The 22,035-nt window shown below is 59.6% G+C and carries 26 protein-coding genes; 20 read left to right on the forward strand and 6 right to left on the reverse strand.

Annotated elements, in window-relative coordinates; all coding sequences use genetic code 11:
• Nucleotides 1–83 precede the first annotated feature (83 nt).
• Nucleotides 84–611, forward strand: coding sequence for a winged helix DNA-binding protein (locus tag AMK02_RS29055; RefSeq protein ID WP_064808556.1), 528 nt, complete (start codon nt 84–86; stop codon nt 609–611).
• A gap of 53 nt (nt 612–664) precedes the next feature.
• On the opposite strand, the gene AMK02_RS29060 is transcribed toward AMK02_RS29055, so the two are convergent.
• The gene (locus tag AMK02_RS29060; RefSeq protein WP_009994565.1) at nt 665–880 is read right to left on the reverse strand and encodes a hypothetical protein; all 216 of its coding nucleotides are present in this window, start codon (nt 878–880) and stop codon (nt 665–667) included.
• A gap of 125 nt (nt 881–1,005) precedes the next feature.
• Between AMK02_RS29060 and AMK02_RS29065 the strand changes: the two genes are divergently transcribed.
• Together AMK02_RS29065 and AMK02_RS29070 are read left to right on the forward strand one after the other, a co-directional pair.
• A complete protein-coding gene (locus AMK02_RS29065) occupies nt 1,006–1,629 on the forward strand; it encodes a TetR/AcrR family transcriptional regulator (RefSeq protein WP_064808557.1) in 624 nt (207 codons plus the stop codon).
• 63 nt (nt 1,630–1,692) lie between these two features.
• Nucleotides 1,693–1,893: a hypothetical protein gene (locus tag AMK02_RS29070; protein WP_064808559.1), complete on the forward strand. Its 201-nt coding sequence runs from the start codon at nt 1,693–1,695 to the stop codon at nt 1,891–1,893.
• A 36-nt stretch (nt 1,894–1,929) separates the two neighbouring features.
• Here the strand turns inward: AMK02_RS29070 and AMK02_RS29075 are convergent, their stop codons facing one another.
• Nucleotides 1,930–2,460 carry an A24 family peptidase gene (locus AMK02_RS29075; RefSeq protein WP_064808560.1) on the reverse strand — a complete coding sequence of 177 codons (531 nt, stop codon included), beginning with the start codon at nt 2,458–2,460 and terminating at the stop codon, nt 1,930–1,932.
• Between the two features lie 261 nt (nt 2,461–2,721).
• On the opposite strand from AMK02_RS29075, the gene AMK02_RS29080 reads away from it, so the two are divergent.
• From AMK02_RS29080 to AMK02_RS29145, 14 genes are all read left to right on the forward strand, one after another.
• Nucleotides 2,722–2,916, forward strand: coding sequence for a Flp family type IVb pilin (locus tag AMK02_RS29080; RefSeq protein ID WP_064808562.1), 195 nt, complete (start codon nt 2,722–2,724; stop codon nt 2,914–2,916).
• A 99-nt stretch (nt 2,917–3,015) separates the two neighbouring features.
• Nucleotides 3,016–3,930 (forward strand): Flp pilus assembly protein CpaB, encoded by a 915-nt coding sequence (cpaB, locus tag AMK02_RS29085; RefSeq protein WP_064808564.1) that lies wholly within the window; start codon nt 3,016–3,018, stop codon nt 3,928–3,930.
• Between the two features lie 55 nt (nt 3,931–3,985).
• Nucleotides 3,986–5,476: a type II and III secretion system protein family protein gene (locus AMK02_RS29090; RefSeq protein WP_064808567.1), complete on the forward strand. Its 1,491-nt coding sequence runs from the start codon at nt 3,986–3,988 to the stop codon at nt 5,474–5,476.
• Nucleotides 5,460–5,765, forward strand: a complete 306-nt coding sequence (locus tag AMK02_RS32440; RefSeq protein ID WP_064808569.1) for a hypothetical protein — start codon at nt 5,460–5,462, stop codon at nt 5,763–5,765. Before AMK02_RS29090 ends, AMK02_RS32440 begins: the two co-directional genes overlap by 17 nt.
• 91 nt (nt 5,766–5,856) lie before the next feature.
• Nucleotides 5,857–7,461 (forward strand): TadE/TadG family type IV pilus assembly protein, encoded by a 1,605-nt coding sequence (locus AMK02_RS29100; protein WP_064808571.1) that lies wholly within the window; start codon nt 5,857–5,859, stop codon nt 7,459–7,461.
• Nucleotides 7,458–7,937: a TadE/TadG family type IV pilus assembly protein gene (locus tag AMK02_RS29105; protein ID WP_064808573.1), complete on the forward strand. Its 480-nt coding sequence runs from the start codon at nt 7,458–7,460 to the stop codon at nt 7,935–7,937. Before AMK02_RS29100 ends, AMK02_RS29105 begins: the two co-directional genes overlap by 4 nt.
• Complete coding sequence (locus AMK02_RS29110; protein ID WP_064808575.1) at nt 7,931–8,554, forward strand: TadE/TadG family type IV pilus assembly protein; 624 nt, start codon at nt 7,931–7,933, stop codon at nt 8,552–8,554. Before AMK02_RS29105 ends, AMK02_RS29110 begins: the two co-directional genes overlap by 7 nt.
• Nucleotides 8,555–8,582: 28 nt before the next feature.
• The gene (locus AMK02_RS29115; protein ID WP_064808576.1) at nt 8,583–9,725 is read left to right on the forward strand and encodes a response regulator/pilus assembly protein; all 1,143 of its coding nucleotides are present in this window, start codon (nt 8,583–8,585) and stop codon (nt 9,723–9,725) included.
• Nucleotides 9,722–10,294 (forward strand): L,D-transpeptidase, encoded by a 573-nt coding sequence (locus tag AMK02_RS29120; protein WP_064808578.1) that lies wholly within the window; start codon nt 9,722–9,724, stop codon nt 10,292–10,294. The genes AMK02_RS29115 and AMK02_RS29120 overlap by 4 nt, the downstream gene beginning before the upstream one ends.
• A gap of 15 nt (nt 10,295–10,309) precedes the next feature.
• Entirely contained in the window at nt 10,310–11,758 is a 1,449-nt protein-coding gene (locus tag AMK02_RS29125; protein ID WP_064808580.1) for a CpaF family protein, read from the forward strand.
• Nucleotides 11,755–12,708 carry a type II secretion system F family protein gene (locus tag AMK02_RS29130; protein ID WP_064808582.1) on the forward strand — a complete coding sequence of 318 codons (954 nt, stop codon included), beginning with the start codon at nt 11,755–11,757 and terminating at the stop codon, nt 12,706–12,708. Before AMK02_RS29125 ends, AMK02_RS29130 begins: the two co-directional genes overlap by 4 nt.
• A gap of 7 nt (nt 12,709–12,715) precedes the next feature.
• Nucleotides 12,716–13,660, forward strand: coding sequence for a type II secretion system F family protein (locus AMK02_RS29135; protein ID WP_064808584.1), 945 nt, complete (start codon nt 12,716–12,718; stop codon nt 13,658–13,660).
• 15 nt (nt 13,661–13,675) lie between these two features.
• Nucleotides 13,676–14,980, forward strand: a complete 1,305-nt coding sequence (locus AMK02_RS29140; RefSeq protein WP_064808586.1) for a hypothetical protein — start codon at nt 13,676–13,678, stop codon at nt 14,978–14,980.
• 67 nt (nt 14,981–15,047) lie between these two features.
• A complete protein-coding gene (locus tag AMK02_RS29145) occupies nt 15,048–15,617 on the forward strand; it encodes a hypothetical protein (RefSeq protein WP_064808588.1) in 570 nt (189 codons plus the stop codon).
• 116 nt (nt 15,618–15,733) lie between these two features.
• On the opposite strand, the gene AMK02_RS29150 is transcribed toward AMK02_RS29145, so the two are convergent.
• The gene (locus AMK02_RS29150) at nt 15,734–16,252 is read right to left on the reverse strand and encodes a tetratricopeptide repeat protein (protein WP_064808590.1); all 519 of its coding nucleotides are present in this window, start codon (nt 16,250–16,252) and stop codon (nt 15,734–15,736) included.
• Nucleotides 16,253–16,509: 257 nt separating this feature from the next.
• Here AMK02_RS29150 and AMK02_RS29155 point away from each other — a divergent pair, with 257 nt between their 5' ends.
• On the forward strand, nt 16,510–17,016 hold the full coding sequence (locus tag AMK02_RS29155) for a hypothetical protein (RefSeq protein ID WP_064808591.1): 507 nt from the start codon (nt 16,510–16,512) through the stop codon (nt 17,014–17,016).
• A 36-nt stretch (nt 17,017–17,052) separates the two neighbouring features.
• On the opposite strand, the gene AMK02_RS29160 is transcribed toward AMK02_RS29155, so the two are convergent.
• Together AMK02_RS29160 and AMK02_RS29165 are read right to left on the reverse strand one after the other, a co-directional pair.
• The gene (locus tag AMK02_RS29160; RefSeq protein ID WP_064808593.1) at nt 17,053–17,490 is read right to left on the reverse strand and encodes a DUF1810 domain-containing protein; all 438 of its coding nucleotides are present in this window, start codon (nt 17,488–17,490) and stop codon (nt 17,053–17,055) included.
• Nucleotides 17,491–17,604: 114 nt separating this feature from the next.
• Nucleotides 17,605–17,880 carry a hypothetical protein gene (locus AMK02_RS29165; protein ID WP_189637051.1) on the reverse strand — a complete coding sequence of 92 codons (276 nt, stop codon included), beginning with the start codon at nt 17,878–17,880 and terminating at the stop codon, nt 17,605–17,607.
• Nucleotides 17,881–18,148: 268 nt separating this feature from the next.
• Here AMK02_RS29165 and AMK02_RS29170 point away from each other — a divergent pair, with 268 nt between their 5' ends.
• Nucleotides 18,149–19,519, forward strand: a complete 1,371-nt coding sequence (locus AMK02_RS29170; RefSeq protein ID WP_064808598.1) for an amidase — start codon at nt 18,149–18,151, stop codon at nt 19,517–19,519.
• A 66-nt stretch (nt 19,520–19,585) separates the two neighbouring features.
• Nucleotides 19,586–20,446 carry a sugar phosphate isomerase/epimerase family protein gene (locus AMK02_RS29175; RefSeq protein WP_064808600.1) on the forward strand — a complete coding sequence of 287 codons (861 nt, stop codon included), beginning with the start codon at nt 19,586–19,588 and terminating at the stop codon, nt 20,444–20,446.
• 4 nt (nt 20,447–20,450) lie between these two features.
• Here the strand turns inward: AMK02_RS29175 and betC are convergent, their stop codons facing one another.
• Nucleotides 20,451–21,965: a choline-sulfatase gene (gene betC / locus AMK02_RS29180; protein ID WP_064808602.1), complete on the reverse strand. Its 1,515-nt coding sequence runs from the start codon at nt 21,963–21,965 to the stop codon at nt 20,451–20,453.
• Between the last annotated feature and the right edge of the window lie 70 nt (nt 21,966–22,035).

Consider the following 22,035-nt stretch of genomic DNA (forward strand, 5'->3'; position numbering starts at 1 on the left):
TCCGACCTCCTGTTGAACTGAAAATTTATTGACGATTTATCGATAAAATGTCAACGTTGAGCTGTTGATCATGGAGGGATGGAATGGTAGGTGAGCGCGGGCAACCGGAAATCGGGCCGATTGTCTCCTCCTCGCATCTCGCCGATGGCGCGCTTCCCGTTCTTTCGGAACTGGAATTCGGTCTCATCCTCGCCGGCAATGCCTTCGACCGCTGGATGGTGCGCTGCATGACGGCGGCGGGCGAGCCCGGCTGCGCGGCGATCGACGTGCTGGTGCTGCATTCGGTGGCGCACCGGCAGCGGCCGAAGCGGCTCGGCGACCTCTGCAGCGTGCTCGGCGTCGAGGACACGCATCTGGTGATTTATGCGATCAAGAAGCTGGAAAAGCGCGGTCTCGTGAAAAGCACGCGGGCCGGCAAGGAGAAACTGATCGCTGCCACCAACAAGGGTTTTGAAATCTGCTTGAAATACCGGACGGTGCGGGAGGCGCTGCTGGTGGAATCGATGAAGGGACTCGGGCTTGATGCCGCGGCGACATCGGCGGTGGCGGCGACACTCAGGGCGCTTTCCGGCCATTACGATCAAGCAGCAAGGGCCGCCGCCTCTTTGTGACGACAGCCCTTGTCGGGGGCAGGGAGAGATCCCCCGGTGTTCAGGCGGCTTTTTCAGCCGAAGCAGGGCATGGCCGGCAGATTGGCGCGGCTCGCAAGCGCTCCGATCATCTTGCCCACCGGCGTCGGGCGCGGCTCGCGTTTGCCGGCGGCCGTCTCCAGGAGTTGCTTGAAGTCCTCAAGCTTCACGCCGTCGGCGCGCAATACCATGGCGATCAGGGGGTCGCGAAGCGCTTCGGATATCGTCAGGTCGTCTCTGGTCTTTCTCATGGCTGTCCTCCTTTCGTGGGCGGTCGCCCGTGTTCCACATCCGCCGCCAACCCTCTGCGTTGACTTTCGCGGCCTGTGGTGTTACCGGTAAGTAACAGTGCTGTTGTTACCGATCGGTCACATTGATGTCAAGGACTTCGTCCGCAAAAAAATCAGAAACTTCGAATGAAATCTCCACAACCGTTTCAGAAGATCGCATCCCGCCGCGGGAGCGCATCGTCTCGACGGCCGTGGAGCTTTTCCGTGAGCGCGGCATCCGCGGCATCGGCGTCGATGCCATCGCCGATGCTGCCCTGACCAACAAGATGACGCTCTACCGCCATTTCGGCTCGAAGGACGAACTCGTCTGCGAGACGCTGCGGCGCGCCTCGGAAAAGGCCGATGCCATCTGGCGCGATCTGGAGGCCGCTCATCCCGGCGATTCCCGCGCCCAGCTCGACGCCTGGGTGGAGATGCGGGCGCAGTGTCTGAACGGCGAGCCGGCTGGCTGCGATCTCGCCAACGCCGCCATCGAGCTCAAGGGGGAGGGCCATCCCGCCCATGAAATGATCGAACGGCACAAGGCCGAGCAACGCGATCGCCTGGCCGCGCTCTGTTCGGCAGCCGGTGCGCGCGAACCTCAGCTTCTTGCCGACACGCTGACGCTGCTGCTCGAAGGCGCGCGCGTCAGTCGCCAGGCGATGGGCGCCGCCGGCTGTTGCGGCCATTTCGCCAAGGCCTGCAGAGCAGCGATCGCTTCTTTCACCTGATAGACTGGAACCTTACCGTCTCCACACCGTTTTTCCATGACCGGACGATGTGGAGACTGGGAGATGAACCACGTCTATCTCAAGCGGCTCTATGCCAGACGCACCGAGCTCGAAGCCAAGCTCGAGCTCCACGAGGCACGCTATTGTTTTGGCGAGGAGGAGGTCGATGACGGCACCGACAGCGACCTGCGTCAGCAATTGAGCGAGGTCTCCGAGGAGATCGCCGCGCTCGAGAACAGGTCGGCCAGAGCCTTTTCGGCTTAGGTTGCAGCTTCTGTCAGTGCGTCTGCACGATTCAGCTCACTGCAGTTGCTGTCGGATCATGGGCAAAGCCAGGGTGAGGAGCGTCGCGAAAACCATGATGACGCCATAAGGTATCTTCCGGCTCGCCCGAATTTCCTCGATGCGCATGAAAAAGGCGAGATGCGCGACGGGCAGCGGCACCGGCAGCCGCAGGACCAGCAGCGTCACAATGCCGAGGACAAGCAGCAACACCGCAAACGGCAGCATTCCGTGCCATCCGACAAAAAGGCCGATCGGCAGGAAAAGCTTGGCGTCTCCTGCGCCAAACAGACGGAACGCCCAGAGCGCCACCCCAAGCATGAACATCAGCAGGCCAGCTCCGAGGTCGCCGCCAATTCCGCTTGAAGCAAACAGCGCAGCGCCGAGATCCTCGGAGCCAAGCATCACGGCCACCGCGCGCAATCCATAAAGTGTCACGAGCGCAAGCACGACCGTGTTGGGGATCTTCCATGTGCGGAAATCGGTCCAGGCGGCATAGAGAAAAAGTAATACCGAAAGCGAATTAACAACAACTATCGTTGCAAGCATAGGGCTCAACCTTTTGGGCTATGACAATCTACCACGTAGGTCCGTTTTTTACTCAGCATCGGCATATTTTCCCGGGTTTTTTTGACAAGTCCTCGGGTTTTGGTCTTAACCATAAGTATAGTTCTCAATTCGAGCGGGTATAAAACAATTGACTAAATTAGAATTAACAGACTATTAATATTTCCAGTCGAAGGGGCGGTCTCAACGACAAAGCGTGCCGGGGGAATTACGGCGCACAACTTACCTGGGAGGTAATTCTCGATGAAAGCATTTGTAAATAGCGTACGCGCTTTCGCGCGGGAAGAAGATGGCGTCGCACTCACGGAATACCTCATTCTGCTTGCCTTGCTGGTTGGCGGTGTGATCACGGCGGTGACATTGGCCGGCGACAATCTGGCTGAGGTTTGGAACGCATGGGCAGGGTGGTTCAAGACCGAGCTGGCCGTCCCAGCCTGATATCGGCGTGCGAAGAAGCGAGGGGTTTTTGTTAACCCCTCTCTTCTAAATTAGCATCAATGAATGGATGCGCTCCGTCCAGTGTAGCGAGTAACCGCGATGCGTTCTTCAACAATTTTAAGCCTTGTTATTGCATTTGTGCTCGCCGCAGCAGCAGTTTTCGGGATGCGGGAGTATCTGTCCGATCAGAAGGCCCGGCTGCTGGCGATGAACGGCATCAAGACCGAGGAACGGACACTTGTCGTCGCCGCCAAGCCAATGCGCTTCGGCGACCGGATTCGATCCGAAAATCTTAGGGCCATTCCGTGGCCCTCCAATGAAACACCCGCAGGCTCCTTCGTCAGCATCGAGACGGTCGTCGGCAACGATGCCCAGCCGCGTTATGCCATGGCGGCAATTGACCCTGGCGAGCCGGTGCTCTCTTCGAAAATCACCGGTACCGGCGAACGCGCGACACTGTCGGCGGCGCTCGACCAGGGCATGAAGGCGGTTTCAATCCGCGTCAACGACGTGCTCGGTGTTGCCGGCTTCGTAAGGCCTTCCGATCGCGTCGACGTGCTGTTGACGCGGGTCGTGCGTGGGCCAGCAGGCAATGACCAGACCTTCGTCGACGTGCTGCTTCAAGGCGTGAAGGTGCTGGCTGTGGACCAGACGGCAGACGAGCGCAAGGACGAGCCATCCGTCGTGAAAACCGTGACCTTTGAGGTCACGACCGATGAGGCGCAGCGCCTTACCCTCGGCTCCAGTATCGGCACGCTCTCGCTGGCGCTTCGCAATGTTGCTTCTTCCTCTGTCGAACAGACGCGGCCGATCACCGTCGCCGACCTCGGTGGCGGCGCGATGGCGACAGAACTGGGCAAGGATTTGGAAAAGAAGTTGCCAGAACCCGACAAACAAGTGCAGATTGTGGAGCAAAAGGTTGAACCGGTGTTGCCGGTTGAGCCGAAGTGGGTGACAGTGGGTGTCTGGAACACGACGAAGCGCGAGGAGCACCGAGTCGGCCTGGTCCAGTGATGTTTATGCGGCATGCCGCAGGTGCGGCCGGCCGAAGGAGAGGGCTAAAGCAGGCATGGCGAACGGCAAGAGAAGAATCGCAAGGACGAAAAGCCTTGCGGCATTAGCGGCAGTGTTTTCGGCCTGTGTGTGTTTAGGGCCCGGATTTGTCGGCTCAGCCAGCGCACAGGAAAAGTCCGTCACGCTCGGCGAATCGGTTCAGCATGTGACCTTGCCTCCGAACGAGACGCTGACGCTCAATACCGGCCAACCCTTCGGGGATCTCGTCATCGGCAGTGCCGATATGATCGACGTGGTGCCGCTTTCCGACAAGTCGCTGTTCATCCGCGGCAAGAAGACCGGCGCCACCAATATTTCAGTCTATGGCGAAGACAAGTCGCTTCTCGGCGTCATTGACATCCGCGTCGCCAGCGATTTCAGCGAAGTCGCCTCCGCCATTCGCTCTGCCGCGCCCTCGGCTCGGGTCAGGGTAATCAACTCCAACGATCGCATTCGCCTGACAGGCTACGTCCGTGACGGCATCGAACTGCAGCGGGTGATGGAAATCGCCCAATCCTATTCCGACCAGCCGGTGCTGAACCAGTTGCGCGTCAGTGACAGCCAGCAGGTAATGCTGGAGGTCCGTGTCATCGAAGCCTCGCGCCAGACGGGTCGTGACCTCGGGATCGGTTGGTCCGGATACGGCAACAATAACCGCATCGGCAAGGCCACGGCCAGCCAGGGGATCACCGTGGACGACAGCGGCAACCTGGCCCGTACCCTCCTTGACCCCAAGGGTGCGGCAACGGGTGCGCTGCCCTTCGGCCAGTTGATCGCCAAGGTGCTGGAAATCTCGGGCGGCCACATCGATGTGGTCATCAACGCCCTCGAGCAGAAGGGATTGGTGCGTCGCCTTGCTCAGCCGAACCTCATCGCCATGAGCGGCTCGACCGCCAGCTTCCATGCCGGCGGTGAAGTGCCGATCCTGAAGACGACGAACAACGGCACGACTGTCGCCACCGAGACGGACTATCGCCCCTTCGGTGTGCGGCTGACCTTCAAGCCGGTGGTTCTTGATGATGGCCTCATCAACCTGGAGATCGAGCCTGAGGTTTCCGAGATTGATCCGTCGATCAACGTCAACGGCAATCCGGGGTTCATCTCGCGGGCTGCCAGCACCACGGTCGCGCTCCGCGACGGCCAGAGCTTTGCGCTGGCCGGCCTGCTGCAGTCGATCAATGCCAAAGACATCCAGCAATTGCCGGGACTCGGGCAGATACCGGTCCTCGGCGCACTGTTCCGTTCGACGAGTTTCCAGAAGAAGGAATCCGACCTCGTCATCGTTGTGACGCCACACATTGTGCGCCCAGCCCGCCCGGGTGAGGACCTCTATAGTCCGCTTGACCAGACGCGTTCGTCCAACGACGTTGAGCTTTTCGCGCTCGGTGTCCTGGAAGTCGACAAGGACATGCTCCGACGCTTTCGCAATGGCGTAGGCGTGACCGGGCCTTACGGTCATCGTCTCGACCTGAACCAGGGAGTCCAAGCCGTTGCTACAAAACGCTAAGCGCGTCCTTCTCGTCCTTGCAGCCGCCGGCCTCGCTACCGGCTGCGCCGACTACTTGAACCATCGCGACACGATCACCTTCGGGGTCGGGAACGCCGTAGAAGCAAACAAGGCCATCCATATCCAAGACCCGTTCCCGCCGGAAGCCCAGCGAACTCAAATCGCAAGCGACGGGAAGGTGATCCGGAGGGTGGTCACTCAATATCAGAACGGCGGGCTGGGCGTTGTTCAGCCGTCGCCGGCCATGGGGGCGAATGGGGCCTCCAACGGGGCGACCGCCAGCCAGTAGCTGGCGAAAGGCATGAACGGCGGCAGCGCCGGAGGGGAAAATGCACGAAAAGGGGTCATCACGGCGATAACGCCGTGATGGGGGGACGCCAATGCTCAGCAGGGTTGTCAGACGCTTCTGGAACGATCATCGCGGCTATGTCATCGCCTTGACGCTCATCGCCATGCCAATGCTTCTCGGCTTTTCGCTGTTGGTCATCGATGTCGGCCGCAGCAGCAACCTGCATACGGATCTCCAGAACGCGGTCGATGCGATGGCGCTGGCCGGGGCCCGTGAACTCGATGGCCGTGACGATGCCATTACCCGGGCGCAGACGGCGATCGAAAAACTCGCCAACAGCGCGGCTTTCTCAGGGGGCGGGACCGGCATGTCGCTCGGCTCGCATTTATCAGTGACCTATGACGCTGGAAACGATGCCGGGAGCACGGTCACAGTGCTTTTTCTGAAGAGCATCCCGGCCAGTGACGATACGGCCATCCCGTCGTCAATGGAGACGACAGTGGCCAGCGAAGCCTCCTATGCCTGGGTCATCGCTAAGCCGCAGGCGATGCAGACGATCTTTCCGATCCCGGTTGGCTTCACCCGCGATACCATCAACATCGCTGCCGACGCCGTCGCAGTCTACCACGCCAGTGCCTGCGACGTGACGCCGATCTTTATCTGCAACCCGTTCGAGCCGGTGGGGAACACGAGCGAAAGCGCCAGCGAAGATGCGGCGACGGCATTGCACACCAATTTTGCGGCCGGCAATCTCTACGGGCGACAGATCGAACTTCACAGCACCGCGGCGTCCAATCCCGGTCCCGGCAATTTCGGGTTTCTCCGAACGCCCTTGGGCAATGGTGCGTCCGTGCTGGCGGAGGCTCTTGCCACCGGCAATCCCGGTACCTGCTATACACAGGACAGCCTCGATACCGAGACCGGCGCGAAGGCGGGGCCTGTCGAGGACGGCGTGAATACGCGCTTCGGTTTTTACTCCTCATCGTTCAACAAGGCGAACGGAGATTATCGTTACCGACCTGCCCAAAATGTGCGCTCCGCTCAGTCAACCAGCGGCACGGGAAAGAAGGGCTGCGATGCCTATAATCCAGTCATGGTCGGAGATGTTGTCGGCGATGCGACCAAGGCTTTGCCGCTCGGCTACGGAGCGGGTATGACTTCGCTTGCCGGCGGGAAGATCAGCAGCGGCAACAATTGGAATTACTCGACCTATTGGAACGTCGCGCAGGGAACGGCTGTGCCCTCGGTGAGCACGGTCCTCAGCAACTACTCCAGCTATCCCCCGCAGGCGACGGGAACACCGACCCAGCCCTCCGCTTACGATGTTTATCGTTACGAGCTCGCTAACCCATCTCTCATCAGCCATGCCTCGGCGAATGGTGAGACCGGAACACCGGCAACGGGTGGCCAGTGTTATACCGGCCCGGACCTTTCGAACTATACGGCGGCCGAATATGGTGATCGCCGCGAGATCTTCTCAGCCATTGTCAATTGCGGCTATGAAGCCTCGGTCGGCCATCTGAACGGTCATAAGGCGACGCGCGCCGTGGCCTTCGCCCGCATGTTCCTGACCAAGCCAGCGATAAAGGACTCCGGCGAACGATACCTGTCCCTGGAGATGATCGACATATCAGGCAAGGGTGGTCGCGGTACGCTGGACGAATTCCTGCGGGAAGAAGCGGAACTGGTCAGATGATGGCACTCCGCAATTTCATCCGGCATCGGCTTTGCCTCGGCTTCTGGCGGCGGGAGGAAGGCGCAGTGCTTGCAGAAGCGCTGCTCGCGATCCCCTTTGTCACGCTCTTTGCGGCGGGGATACTGGAGTTCGGCAGCATCTTCTGGCAGCGCATGCAGATCGACGCAGGCTTGCGCGATGCCGGGCGTTACCTCTCGCGATGCCGACCACTGTCGGGAACCTATGTGCCGACATGTGATCAGGCGACTGCGAAGACGATCGCCTTTTACGGAACGCAAACACCTGCGGCAGACGCCGAACCCCGCGTCCCCGACTGGAAGGACCCTGCCGACATCACCATCACGGCGCCCGATGCGGACGGCAACATCACCCTTTCGACTGCTCATCTCTACAAGAGCTCGCCGGTGTTCGGCTTTCTCGGAATCGATGCCATCACGATCAGTTCCTCACATGAAGAGAGATACATCGGATGGTGACCTCTAGGGCAATCAAGACATTCTGGCAGGATAGCAGTGGTGTCAGCCTTGTCGAAGCCTTGCTGACCTTTCCGATCGTCATGCTGGTATTCGCAACCTTCATCGAGTTCGGCTATGCCATGTCGCAGTGGAATCAGACCGTCAAGGCACTGCAATATGGTGCCCGTTTGGCAGCAGTATCCGATCCGTTGACGACGAATTTCAATGCCGTTTTCCCGATCGAAGCTGCCGACCCACTCAATAACGGCAAAGCGACGCCGAACGATGCGACGATATCCTCGACCTGTGGACCGTATCTGGCGAACTGTACGGCGGCATTGAACCGGATTGTCCGGGGAAGCGACGGCGTTTGCCAAGCAGGAACCGATCCTCACCCCGGCATTTGCGACCTCGACGGGCGCATCACGCCGGATAAGCTGATGGTCACCTACCAGCGATCAGGGCTCGGCTATTGGGGCCGGCCGGACGGGCCCGTGCTGACAATGCGGCTGGAGGTGCGCGACATCCCCTTGGATCTGCCGATCCTCGGCGGACTGTTGGGACTGAACGACATCACCATCCCGGCCCATCCAGTGACGATCACGACAGAAGATCTAAAGACCTGCTCAACCTGCTGATTCCTTTTATCACGCGTAGGAAAGCGAAATGACAGCGCACATGAACATTGCCGCATCCACCAAGATCCTGGTTCTCTCCGACGACGCGGCGGCAGCGAGCTTCATGCTCGATACGTTCGGGTCGCTTTCGCGTTACGATGTGCGCCATCTGGCACTGAAAGCGCTCGGGGAAAAGGGCAAGTTCGATCCGACGCAGTTCGACCTGATCGTTCTCGACGTCGACAGGGGCGAATTGCTGCAGCGTCCGGAGCTCTTCGCGTTTCGCACCAGCTACCGGGATATCCCCCTCATCGTCGTTTCCGAAGATCTCCCGGACGACATGCTGAGGCTGCTCTTCCGCCTGAACGGCAATGACTGGCTGAAGAAGCCGCTCGAGCGCCGCGCCCTGATAGACATGATTTCGACCCATGCGCCAGGCACTGGGGCCAGCGACAGCCGCGTGCATGCCGTGGTCTCGGCCGTCGGTGGCGCCGGCGCCAGCATGATCGCCTCATCGCTGGCGCATGTGCTGGCCCAACCGACCAAGAATTCCAAGCCGCGGGTTGACCTGTTCGACACGGATTTCTGCGCCGGGACGCTTGGCTATTATCTCAATCTCGTCAACGACTATGACTTGAAACCAGTCATCGCCAATCCTTCCCGGGTCGACCTGGAATTCATCGATCTGGTGAAAAAGCGTCATTCGGGGGGCTTTTCACTGCTGTCCTTCAAGCAGCCATCCGTCCTTCTGGCGCCGAAGGGTGGTGAACTCGTTCTGCGTATGCTCGACGTGGCCGCCTTCGAGAGCGATCACACGATCATCGACATTCCCTATTATGACACGCCGTGGAAATACGATGTGCTCACTTCGGTCAACAGCATCTGCATCGTCACTGAAATGACGGTTCCCGCGCTCTCTCAAGCCAAGGATTTGTTCGCCAACCTCGTACGGCTGCGAGGCAGTTCGGATCAGATATTCATCGTCATCAACAAATACCGTGCCAAGCTTTTCGGCCTCGGCGTGCGCCGGCAACAAACGGAGAAGATATTCAAGGACATCCCGACGCATGTCATCGGGGATGACTGGGACACCTTGAGCGAGGCGGCCAACCGCGGCGTGCTGCCATTTCAAGTGAATTCCCGGGCGCGCTTCTGTGCAGCGGTCGGCAAACTCGGAGCACTGGTGCGATGAAGGCGATCGACAGCGGGCGAATAAGGTCCCGCGCCGCCCAGATCAGCCTTGTGGTTTTGGCAATTCTGGCCGCCGCCGGGGATGCCACAGCAGCCGGGCTTGTGCCGCGAAGCCTCGGGCCGACGACAAGCGCCATGGTGGCGATCGAAAAGAACTACGCGCCCGGAACAATCGTCATCGTCACCGCGAACCGCACGCTGGATCTCGTCATCTCCCAAGGACGCGCGATCCGCTACAAGATCGGCGTCGGACGAGACGGCTTCCGCTGGAGCGGCACCGTCAAGGTTGGACGCAAGGCTGAGTGGCCTGACTGGCGCCCGCCTGCCGAGATGAAGGCGCGCGCGGCCGGACTTCCGGACCTGGTGCCCGCCGGGCCGCTCAATCCATTGGGCGCTCGCGGGATCTATCTCTACAAGGACAGAACCGACACGCTGTACCGCATTCATGGAACGAACGAGCAGTCTACGGTCGGCGGTTTCGCGTCATCGGGCTGTTTTCGCATGAGCAATGCCGACGTCATCGATCTCTATGAGCGAGTGAAAGTCGGTTCCACGGTCATTGTAAAATAGTTCAGGGGTGGAAGCATGGCGAACGGCATCATGGGGCGTTTCTATAAGCGGCAGGAGCCTGAAAGCCGGGAACATCCGGAGGCGGCCGAGGTGTCCCTCGTCGGCACTGTTCAGAACATACCTGCCCAGCCGGTCCCTGACAGCGCCACGGCGAGTGGCGACGAGGCTTCGGTCGGGGCGGACATGGTTTCCGAGCGAGTCAATCTGCACCGCTACCTGCTCGATCGCATTAACCTCGGAATCCTCGACACACTCGACAACGAGGAGATCGCCACCGAAATCCGGCCGTTGGTCAAGGACTATATCCGCAGTAACAACTTTCCGCTGAACGCCAAGGAAATCAATGATCTGATCCGCGATATCACCGACGAGATGCTCGGCTTGGGACCGGTCGAGCCGCTGCTGGCCGACGATACCATCGCGGATATTCTCATCAACGGCTATAACAGCGTCTATGTCGAGCGGAGCGGCAAGCTCGAGAGCACTGCCGTGCGGTTCAAAGACGAGGACCATCTCCTTCGGGTGATCAACAAGATCGTCTCGGCAGTCGGCCGCCGCGTCGACGAATCGACGCCGATGGTTGACGCCCGCCTCAAGGATGGCTCACGTGTCAACGTCGCCATCAGGCCGATCTCGGTCGATGGACCGCTCGTATCCATTCGCAAATTCACCCGCAAACCGCTGACATTGGAGCGCCTCGTGCAGTATGGCGCCATGGCCGATGCGATGCGCATCCTTCTCAGCGCCGCCGTCAAGGGTAAGGTGTCCATGGTGATTTCAGGTGGCACCGGTTCTGGCAAGACCACCTTGCTCAATGCTCTCTCGTCGCAGATTTCTCCAAAGGAACGCCTGATCACCATCGAGGATGCGGCCGAGCTTCAGCTGCAGCAGCCACATGTCGGGCGTTTGGAAACCCGACCGCCGACGCTCGACGGACGCAACGAGATCCGGCAACGCGAGCTTTTGAAAAATGCCCTGCGCATGCGACCCGACCGCATCATCGTCGGCGAAGTCCGCGGCGACGAGGCGTTCGACATGCTGCAGGCGATGAATACCGGTCACGAGGGATCGATGACGACGATTCACGCCAACACGCCCCGCGACGCCGTCGGTCGGCTTGAGCAGATGGTCGGCATGGCCGGGATGCCAATGTCGCAGTTGAGCATTCGCTCGCAGATCTCGTCCGCCATCACCATCATCGTGCAGGTCCAGCGCCTGAGCGACGGCAGCCGCAAGGTCGTCTCGATTTCCGAGATCACCGGCATGGAGGGCGAAGTCGTTCAGATGCAGGAGATCATGAAATTCAAGAAGCTCGGTACCGATGAAGGTGGGCGGATCCATGGCGAATTCCGCGCCACCGGTATTCGGCCGCGGTTCGTCGAGGAGTTTGCCGAACTCGGGATCGAGATCCCGGTGGCGATCTTTGATCCGGGTAAACCGCTGCAAACGGGACCAGTTCAATGAACCTGATTCTTCTTTACGCGGCCGTTTTCACCGCGGCTCTTGTTGCCGTCGAAGCGATCATGCGCGGCTACTTCAAGACATCCGAACGCCACCGCGCCGTGAACCATCGGCTGAGATTGCTCGAGGTCAGCGATGATCATCGCAAGACCTATGGCGACATGCTCAAGGAGCGCGGCGTTGCCGGCAGTTGGCAGCAAACCCCTGTGATGCAGCGGCTGATGCAGTTCTACGCCCAGTCGGGAATCAAGTTCGCTGCCATGCGATTTGCGCTCTTCGCAATCGCGGGCGCACTCTTGACGTGGCTGGTCGTTCAGTTCCTCGTACCGAGCACTTTGTTTAGGGTGCCGATCTTTCTCGTGATCTGCCTCCTCATCCCCGCACTCGTCGTCTGGCGCGCCCGCGCGCGCCGCATGAAGACATTCGAACTGAAGCTTCCTGAAGCGCTCGATGTCGCCAATCGCAGCTTGGCCGCCGGTCACCCGCTGCCGGCGGCGATTGCTTTGGTGGCACGCGAGATGCCTGATCCGATCGGCACCGAGTTCGGCCTTCTCTCGGATGAACTCACCTACGGTGTGACGCTGGACGACGCCCTTGTCAATTTGGCCGACCGGGTCGGCGTCGAGGATCTGAACCTGCTTGCGATATCGCTGAGCGTGCAGGCAGGAACCGGAGGAAATCTGGTGGAGATCTTGCAGAACCTTTCGAAGACGTTGCGAGACCGGTCGATGCTCAGGGCAAAGGTCAGGGCAATTTCCTCGGAAGGACGCATCACCGCGATCTTCATGTCGGTCTATCCCTTTTTGCTCTACGCGATGATCAAGGCGTTGTCGCCGACCTACTTCGATCCCGTCTGGGACAGTGGCCACGGAACCGCCGTGGTGAGCGTGCTGCTCACCGTCATGGCGATCGGGAATGTCATTCTCTACAAGATGGTGAACTTCGAGTACTGAGGCGGTCATGTCGAGTGAGTATGGAATCTACCTCATCGTCTTCTTTGCAGTGCTGATCTTTACTGCGGCAGCCTCGGAACTGTTTTTTCGACAGCGCGAAGTCTCGGTTCGGGTGTCGAAGAGCTCGGCAGGGGCCGGCGAAGAGTTCCACCTTGGCGACACGACGATTGCCGATCTCGGCGAGGCGGAAAACCGCCTGATTCGTCGTTATTTCGAGATTACGCGACGTGACACGAATTTGAACTCCACCCAGAACCGGCTGATTCGGGCGGGGTATTTCGCGGCCGGCGCCGTGACCACCTTCCAAGTGGTTCGCGCGGTGGTCTGTATCAGCGTGCTCGTCGCGGCGGTTTGGGCCTTAAACCGCCTCGCGCCGAACATGTCGCAGATGGCGACCCTGATCGTTGCCATGTTTGCTGCGGGCGTAACCTTCATTCTGGTCAATATCTATATCGACCGGCGTGGCGCCGCCAAAGAGCGGGAATACCGCCGCCTCTTTCCCGATTTCATGGATATGCTGATCGTCTGCCTCGATGCGGGGATGAGCATCGAGGCAGCGGCGAACCGTGTTGCCCGGGAATTCGTCGACAAGCAGCAGGACTTCGGGCTGCATCTGTCGATCATGATGCTGGAAGTGCGGGGCGGCCGGCGATTGCGCGAGGCGCTCGCTAACCTTGCCACGCGCCTGAGAATCGACGAGGCCCGGGCCCTTTCCGTTCTGTTCCGCCAATCGGAGGAGCTCGGGACCAGCGTCACGCAGACGCTGCGGGTCTACAGCAAGGAAATGCGCGATCTGCGCATTGTTCGCGCAGAGGAGAAGGCAAACGCCCTGCCGGTCAAGATGCTGCTGCCGCTCGGGGCGTTCCTTTTTCCGGTAAGCCTCATCATCGTTCTCGTTCCCATTGTTATCCGTGTCATCACTCTTCTCATCGGCATCAAACCCGGCGGTTGAGCTAAGCGAGGTCGTATGCAGTATTCGCTCGAACAGAATCGTAACGAGGTCATCGTTTCCCTCGATCCGCGTATGCCGATGGCACCCGCGAGCATAGAACAAGCGGGACTGGATTCGTCGTTCCTGCTTCGGCTGGCGTCAAAATGTGCGGCCGAGCAGGATACAATCACGGCATCTCATCTGGCCGATCGAATGAAATTGCCGAAAGTGATCGTCAATATCCTGATCAAGGAACTCGTGAAACTCGCCTATCTCGAGGCTCGCGGCCTGGCTGGTGAGGATGTGCGATCTGATATTCGCTATGCGCTGTCAACGAAGGGGTTCGAATATGCCCACGCGGCGTCGCGTCAAAGCCAATATGTCGGGCCGGCGCCGGTGTCGCTGGATGCGTTCTGCCGGCAAATCTCTTTGCAGTCCATCCATCACGAGCGGGTGACCCCCGAGCGGCTAACCGACAGCCTTGAGGGGCTGGTGCTCTCGCACACCCTGGTCGAAAAGCTCGGTCCGGCCCTGAACTCCGGTCGCTCCATCCTGCTTTACGGACCGCCCGGCAACGGAAAGACGAGCATCGCCGAGCGGACGTCGCAACTGTTTCGCCAAACCATCTGGGTGCCCTATGCCATCGAGGTCGGCGGCCATGTCATCAGTTTCTATGATGAAGCAGTGCATCACCCAGTATCGGAGGCTGACGCGGAATCCCCTCCGAAAGCAGATCAACGATGGATCGAATGCCGCCGTCCGGTGATCAAGACGGGCGGGGAATTGACCCTCGATCAACTCGATCTCACCTTCAATGCCGGGCCAAATGTCTATGAAGCGCCCATACACTTGAAGGCGTCCGGCGGCGTTTTCATCATCGACGACTTCGGGCGTCAGCAAGTGGCGCCGCAGGCGCTCATCAATCGCTGGATTGTGCCGCTCGAGCGCGGATACGACTTCCTGACGCTGCACACCGGCAAGAAGTTCAAGGTTCCCTTTGACGAGTTGGTCGTCTTTTCGACGAATATCGCACCGAAGGACCTCTCCGACGAGGCGGGCTTGCGGCGCCTCAAATACAAGATCTATGTGAACACGCCTTCGCGTGACGAATACATCAGAATTTTCAAGTCCTATGCCAGCGGTGCCGGATTGGCCGTCCGTGATCCAGACCTGCACCTGTTCTACGATCGCAAGTACAACGACGATGTGCTAGCGTCTTGCTATCATCCGAAATATCTTTTGGATTTTATCGGTTCTTACTGCGAGTTCAATGGCATAGAGAGAATCGCGTCGCTCGATATGCTGGACCGCGCCTGGGAAGGTGTATTCACGTCGGAATGATCGCGGACCTTGCGCCGAGCGCGGCGTCCTGATTCAATCCAGTTAACGACTTACGGGGAGTAAACGAATGACCAGCATCCCGAGCATCGACGGCGAAGCAGGCGGCGCGAGACCAAGCAACATGCGAGTGATTGAGCCGAGAGCCTCAAGAAACCCACTCATCGTCGGTCTGCTCCTTATACTCTTGCCCGTGAATGCTGGCGTTCTCATCTATACTGCCAAAAACTCAGCGGATGTTCGCGAGAGCCGCGAGAGCATCGCAGCGCTTAAAAGGTCCATTGAGGGCTTGAGAGGACAAATGGAAAAGCAGTCGGACAAGATCGCGAGCAACGCCAAGGCCGACGAACTCGCACTTATCCGTCAAGAGATGGATAGCCTGCAAAAGTCCATTTTGTCGATGAACGAGGGGACGCGCAACGACATAAGCGGTGCACGCATGGGTTCAGCTTTGGTCCTGAGCGCGCCCGGCAAGGAGCCGGCGCAGTTTTTCGCGCCTCGCACCATGCCAGCGGAAACTCAAATGCTGGATAGCACTCTTGCGTCTATCGAAGCCGGCGGCATTCCAGTCAATAACCTGCCGCGTTACGAACGAACGCTCTCACCGCAAGGTCAGCTCATCCTTCGAAAGGCCCGGTAAACACCGACTTCGCCGAAATCTCCAAGGCAATCGGTGGACGCGGCCAGGGACGACGTCCCGCGCTCATTCTAGGGGGCTCTCATCTCGACACAGATTGCCGAGCGCTGAGGGGCCTATCAGCGCTGAGCATACTTCACGCTGTTCTTCATCAATTCGAGATTACGGGCAGTGACTTCGTTCCCGGGATCGAGCTCATAGGCTTTTAGGAAGTACCGCCTGGCAGTACGCAAGTCACCGCGTAACAGGTGAGAATATCCGATATTGTTGTAATAGACCGGGGTGTTGCCGATCATTCGGGAGAGCTGCTGGTAGGCGCGGTCCGACGTGTCGAAGCGGGCAACCATGTCGGCCGAGGCCGCGAGGCCGAGCCAGGCGGCCGGATCTTGCGGAAACACATCAACCGCTCGCTTGTAGATGGCGTAGGATTTTCCGTAGTTCTTTTCCTGGAACTGCAATTTCCCGTTGGTTATCAACTCGTCGTTCTTATAGAAGGCGACGGCCGAGTCATCCTCGAGGGTCTTTGCACTATCGCCATAAGCAGCGAGGCCATCGCCGGATGACTGGCAACCAGCTAAAATCGCTCCAGCCGCTATTAAAAACGCGATGCATTTGGTTCCAGCTCTGATCTGCAACATTGGCAATTTGATCCCCCATCAGACGTTCTTACCAAAGATCCGGATGCGCTCACCGGAAATCATCGTAAAAAAAAGCTAACAACTCAAGAATTTGAGCAATTAGTCACAAAAAAGCGACAGAGGCGGTCTACGCCCGAACGCGTCAGCATGATAAATGCCAACCATTCAAAGTTGGTATCATGCGTTCGGTGATTCTCAGAGTAGAAAATTAATCAACGTCGCCTACCCTGCTCTCAGGTCAAAGGATGGGACGCCCTATGCGGATCGCTATTTACACACTGATGCGACTTGGGCCATCACTGGCTTACGCGATAGCATCGATGTTCATCCTCAGCATGCTGCTCTTGGAAAGCTACCCCTCGAGCGCCTCCGTCTGGTGGCTGCATATGACAATTCTTCCTGTCATGCGCGAGCCGATTTATCTGCTTTTGGCGGTACCCGGCATCGGAATTTGGAGCGCTACGGTCCTGTTGATGCTTGCCTCAATTTTTGGGATTCGAGTGGCCCTGCAGCCGCAAAGACACTACCGGTCGGGGTTCATCCATGCCCATATCGCGCTGATCGCGACCGGTCTGACCATGGGACGGGCAGCAGTCGCGCAAGCCGACCTATCCGCCTTTGCGATGCCACAGCTTCAGCGAGGCGACTGGTCGTTCCTGCCGCTATCCTACTCGCCGCTAGGGACTGTCCTTTTTATATCCGTGTTTTTGGCTTGCGTTTGCTGCCATGTAACAATCATAAAGCGTACAATGTCGTTCCGGTAGAAAAACCTAGCGGCGCATGTCCTTCATCAACTCCGCTTAGTCCTTGGCGCTGAGGATCTCGATCGTCCGCTCGTCGAACTTTCCCTGATAAAAACGTTCGATCGCCCGGTGAAAGGGCGAGCCGTGATCGCTGATCGCCGCAAACAAGGTCATCGATGAGCGCAGCTTGAGATCATCAGGCGAGCCGAGGATGTCATGGGCCGATCGGCCGTTGATCGATAAAATCGCCTCGACGCATCGCAGCAGCCGGCTTGAGAGAGTGGGATCAGCGAGGTAGGCGGCGGCTTCCCCGGCCGAGCGTATGGCATATTTTTCCGCCATTGCAGAGGTGCCGAGACCAGCGATCTGTGGGAAGATGAACCACATCCAATGAGAGGTTTTCCGTCCGGCCTTCAGCTCGGAAAGCGCCTGCTCGTAGACGCCGTTTTGGGCATTGACGAAACGTTCGAGATTGTAATCGATCTTGCCGGCCATGGTTCTTTCCCCTTTTGCTGTCAACGCAGCCTTAAGCCAGAGGGCTCCCATGCCTGGCGACGAAACTTCTCCCCTGGGCGAACAACAATGTCGCCCGGGGTCGTCGGGTTGCTGTCAGCAGACCCGTTCAGCATAGGGGCTGCTGTCACGGCAATGGCCGTAAGGCTGATGATGCGGCGTATCGCCAGGGGTGGCCGCAATGGCCGATGTCGTCACCGGATCCGTCTTGCTGGACGAATATGCGGCAAAACCGACAAAGCTCAAGGCAACCAACGCTGCGACCACGACGATGCGCTCGAAACCGGAAAGTTTCTGGGCGCTGACATGTTCCACATAGTCGCGCTCGCCTGGACCGGCAGTTTCGTCCTCTTTTACGTGGATGGTCACCATATCCCGGCGACGGCTTAAAGTTTCACAATCTGTCATTTTAATTACTCCTGCAACACATGCGACCGGTCGAAGAGTAACACTCACCCTCGCGTCGAACCGGCTCGCCATGCGTGCATGCATGTGTGTCTTCAATCGTGGCAATTGAAGGGGCAATATCCAAACTCAGTGTTCAAAAATTCGTACCAATAAATGCAAAAGATCGTGAGGCTCTGGCCCGCTCGAATGATCCGGGTTAGTCCTTGGCGGCATCTCTCATCAGGACCGTCCCATGAGCAAATCCTTCGGTGCGATGTCTGTCGCCCAACTTTCCGTCCTCATCCAAGGCGGCACTGCCGATCCGGTCGATGTGGCCGAGACGGTATTCGAATCCATCGCAAATTATGCCGACAAGGCGGTCTTCACCACACTGCTCGAAGGTCGGGCGATGGAGGAGGCGCACGCCTCCTCCAAACGTTTGCGGGAAGGGCGCTCGCTCGGTCTGCTGGATGGCATTCCGATCGCCTGGAAGGATCTTTTCGACATTGAGGGTCTGCCAACGACGGCAGGGTCCGTTGTCCTGGCCGCCGATCCGCCCGCCACTCGCGATGCGGCGGTTGTCGGTCTCCTCAGGCAGGCGGGCATGGTCGCCATAGGCCGCACCAATATGAGCGAATTTGCCTTTTCCGGCCTTGGCATCAATCCGCATTACGGCACGCCGGTCAATCCGCGCGGTACCGATCTCCCGCGCATCCCCGGCGGCTCCTCCTCCGGCGCCGGTGTTGCCGTCGCAGCCGGGCTGGTGCCGGTCGCGATGGGCACCGATACCGGCGGGTCGGTGCGCATTCCCGCCGCCTTCAACGGGATCGTCGGCTACAAGGCGACATCAGGCCGTTATGCGATGGACGGCGTCTATCCGCTGGCAAAGAGCCTGGATTCGCTGGGGCCGCTCTGCCGCAGCGTCAGGGATGCAGTGTGGATCGATGCGGCGATGCGCGGCCTGACCGCGCCCGATGTCGTCGAGCGTCCGCTGCGGGGGCTGGAATTGCTCGTGCCCGAAAATGTCGTTTTCGATGCCGTGGAACCGGGCGTGACTGCCGCGTTCGAGGCAGCTTTGGAACGCCTTCAAAGCGCCGGCGCCTCTGTTACCCGCACCGTCATTCCAGCCTTCAGCGAAATCTTCGATCTGATGACGAGGTATGGTCCACTGGTGACGGCGGAGGCTTTCGCCCTTCACCAGGAGCGATTGGCGGGACCGGACGCAGACCGTATGGACCATCGCGTCGTCATGCGCACCCGCTTGGGAAGCAGGACGACGGCGCCCGATTACATCGCGATGCTGCAGGCGCGCAGCCGCCTGATTGCCGATACCGACCGTCTCATCGGCAATCGTCTGCTGGCCTTTCCCACCGTCGCCCACGTCGCTCCGCCGATCGCGCCGCTGGAAGAGGATGACGAACTCTTCTTCGCTGCGAATAACAAGACGCTGCGCAACACCGCGCTCGGCAATTTCCTCGACTGGTGCGGCGTTTCCATCCCCTGCGGCACGGGCGCAGCAGGCATGCCGGTCGGTCTGCTGCTTTCGGCGACCGCAAGTCGCGACGGGGCGCTGCTGGGGGCGGCACTTGCCGCCGAGGCGGCGGTCCGCGGCGATTTCGTCTGAAATTCGCAATTGAACCGCCCGGTGTTTATTGCCATTGATGGACGGGGAGATCCTGGAGGAAAGCACGTGCAAGTTTTGCAGAACGGACGCTTCGCGGTTTCGACCTGGTCGCTGCATCGGCTGCTCGGCGCCGTTCATGGCTATAGCCCCGACCCCGCCAAGAGTGCGGCGCCGAAAGAGCCCTACGGGGCCGGCGGTGCGGCGCTGATCGACATGCCGGCGGCGCTCGCCGTGCGTGGCATCCACCGGCTGGAGGTCTGTTCCTTCCATCTGCCGAGCCTTGATGCCGCTTATCTAACTGAACTCAGCGGCGCCATGGCGGCCGCGAACGTACTGTTCCAGACGCTGCTCGTCGAGGACGGCGATCCAAGCCATCCCGAAACGGCCGAACGAGATGTCAGATGGATGGCAGAGTGGATCGATATCGCGGCGGCGCTCGGGGCGCAAAGAATGCGCGTCATCGCCGGCAAGCAGAAGCCGACGAAGGAAAACCTTGCCCGTGCCGCCCGCCAACTTGGCTGGCTGGCCGAAAAGGCGGAAGGCAGCGGCGTGCGTGTCGTCGTCGAGAACTGGTTCGACCTGCTGCCGTCACCGGTCGAGATGAACTGGCTGCTGGACCGGCTGGACGGCAAGGTCGGGCTCAACGGCGATCTTGGCAACTGGTCGGCGCCGGAAAAATATCCGGGCCTTGCCGATATCATGCGCCGGGCGGAAATCTGCCACGCCAAGGCGGACTATAACGCTGTGGGTCTCGATGCCGAGGATTACCGCAAATGCCTGGAGATGTGCGAGGCGGCCGGTTACGCCGGACCTTTCACGCTGATTTACGACTCGCCGTTCTTCTCCGACGAATGGGATGGCATTCTGCTGCAAAAGGCGTTCATCGAGGATTTCCTGCGTGAGGCGCCGGCGCGCAGGTCGGCTTAAAAGCCTATTCCTGGCGCGGGAACCTCTGGCTCTCCTCCAGCACGTTCAGATCCATGTGGTTGCGCATGTAGCGCTCAGAGGCTTTCTGCAGCGGTTGATAATCCCAGGGATAATAGGCGCCGTTGCGCAGCGCGGCGTAGACCACCCAGCGGCGCGCCTGGCTTTCACGCACGGCCGCTTCGAAATCGCCAAGATTCCAGCGCCGGCTGGCCTGTTCGACCAGCCGCGCCAAAGTGTCGGCATGCGCCGGGTCGACCGCCAAATTCTCGAGTTCTTGCGGATCGGCCTCGAGATCGAACAGCATCGGCGGGTCCTTCTCGCAGAGCGAGAGCTTGTAGCGCCCGTCCCTGAGGCAGACGAGCGGCGCCTCGGACCCTTCCGCGGCATATTCCATCGGCACGGGACCACGGCTGCCGCTGCCCTCGGCAAGCGCTGCGAGATCCCAGCCTTCGGTCCATGGCCTCAACGAGGCGATATCGATCCCGATGAGGCCGGCGAGCGTCGGTGTCACGTCGAGAGTGGAGACGGGCTGGTCGATGCGCTTCGGCTTCCAGCCCGGCGCCGCAATCATCAGCGGAACGCGGGCCGAACCTTCGAAGAAGTTCATCTTGAACCAGAGGCCGCGATCGCCGAGCATGTCGCCATGGTCGGAGACGAAAAGGATGATCGTGTTATCGGCCATACGGCTGCGTTCCAGCACATCGAGAATCTCGCCGATCTTCTCGTCGACATAGGAGATATTGGCGAAATAGCCGCGTCTTGCCCGCCTGACCTCTTCGCGGCTGATGTCGAAAGCATCTTGGTCGCAGGCTTTCATCAGACGCTGCGAATGCGGATCCTGCTGTTCATAGGCGATCGGCGCAACCGCCGGGTCGAGGGCAGGGCAGTCCTCATAGAGATCCCAGAATTTGCGGCGCGCGACATAGGGGTCGTGCGGATGGGTGAAGCTGACGGTCAGGCACCAGGGGCGCTCGTCATGGCCACGCGAGAGGTCGTAGAGTTTCCGCGTGGCGTGATAGGCGACCTCGTCATCATATTCCATCTGGTTGGTGATTTCGGCCACGCCGGCGCCGGTGACCGAGCCGAGATTGTGATACCACCAGTCGATGCGCTCGCCGGGCTTGGTGTAGTCGGGTGTCCAGCCGAAATCGGCCGGATAGATATCCGTCGTCAGGCGTTCCTCGAAGCCGTGCAGCTGGTCGGGGCCGACGAAATGCATCTTGCCTGATAGTGCCGTCTGGTATCCGGCCGCGCGCAGATGGTGGGCATAGGTCGGGATATCGGAGGCAAATTCGGCTGCGTTGTCATAGACGCGCGTCCGGCTCGGCAATTGCCCGGACATGAAGGAGGCCCGCGCCGGCGCACAGAGCGGGCTCGCCGTATAGGTATTGGCGAAACGCACCGAGCGCTTGGCCAGCGATTTTAGATTCGGCGCATGAAGAAAGTCGGCAGGGCCATCGGGAAAGAAGGTCCCGTTCAGCTGATCCACCATCAGGATGAGGATATTCGGGCGCGCCATGTGAATTGCCTTTTGCTATTTGAAGATTTTATTGAAGCGCCTAATATCGCACCTGTAAAGGCAGCTTTTT

Source organism: Rhizobium sp. N731 (assembly GCF_001664145.1).
GTDB classification, from domain to species: domain Bacteria; phylum Pseudomonadota; class Alphaproteobacteria; order Rhizobiales; family Rhizobiaceae; genus Rhizobium; species Rhizobium esperanzae.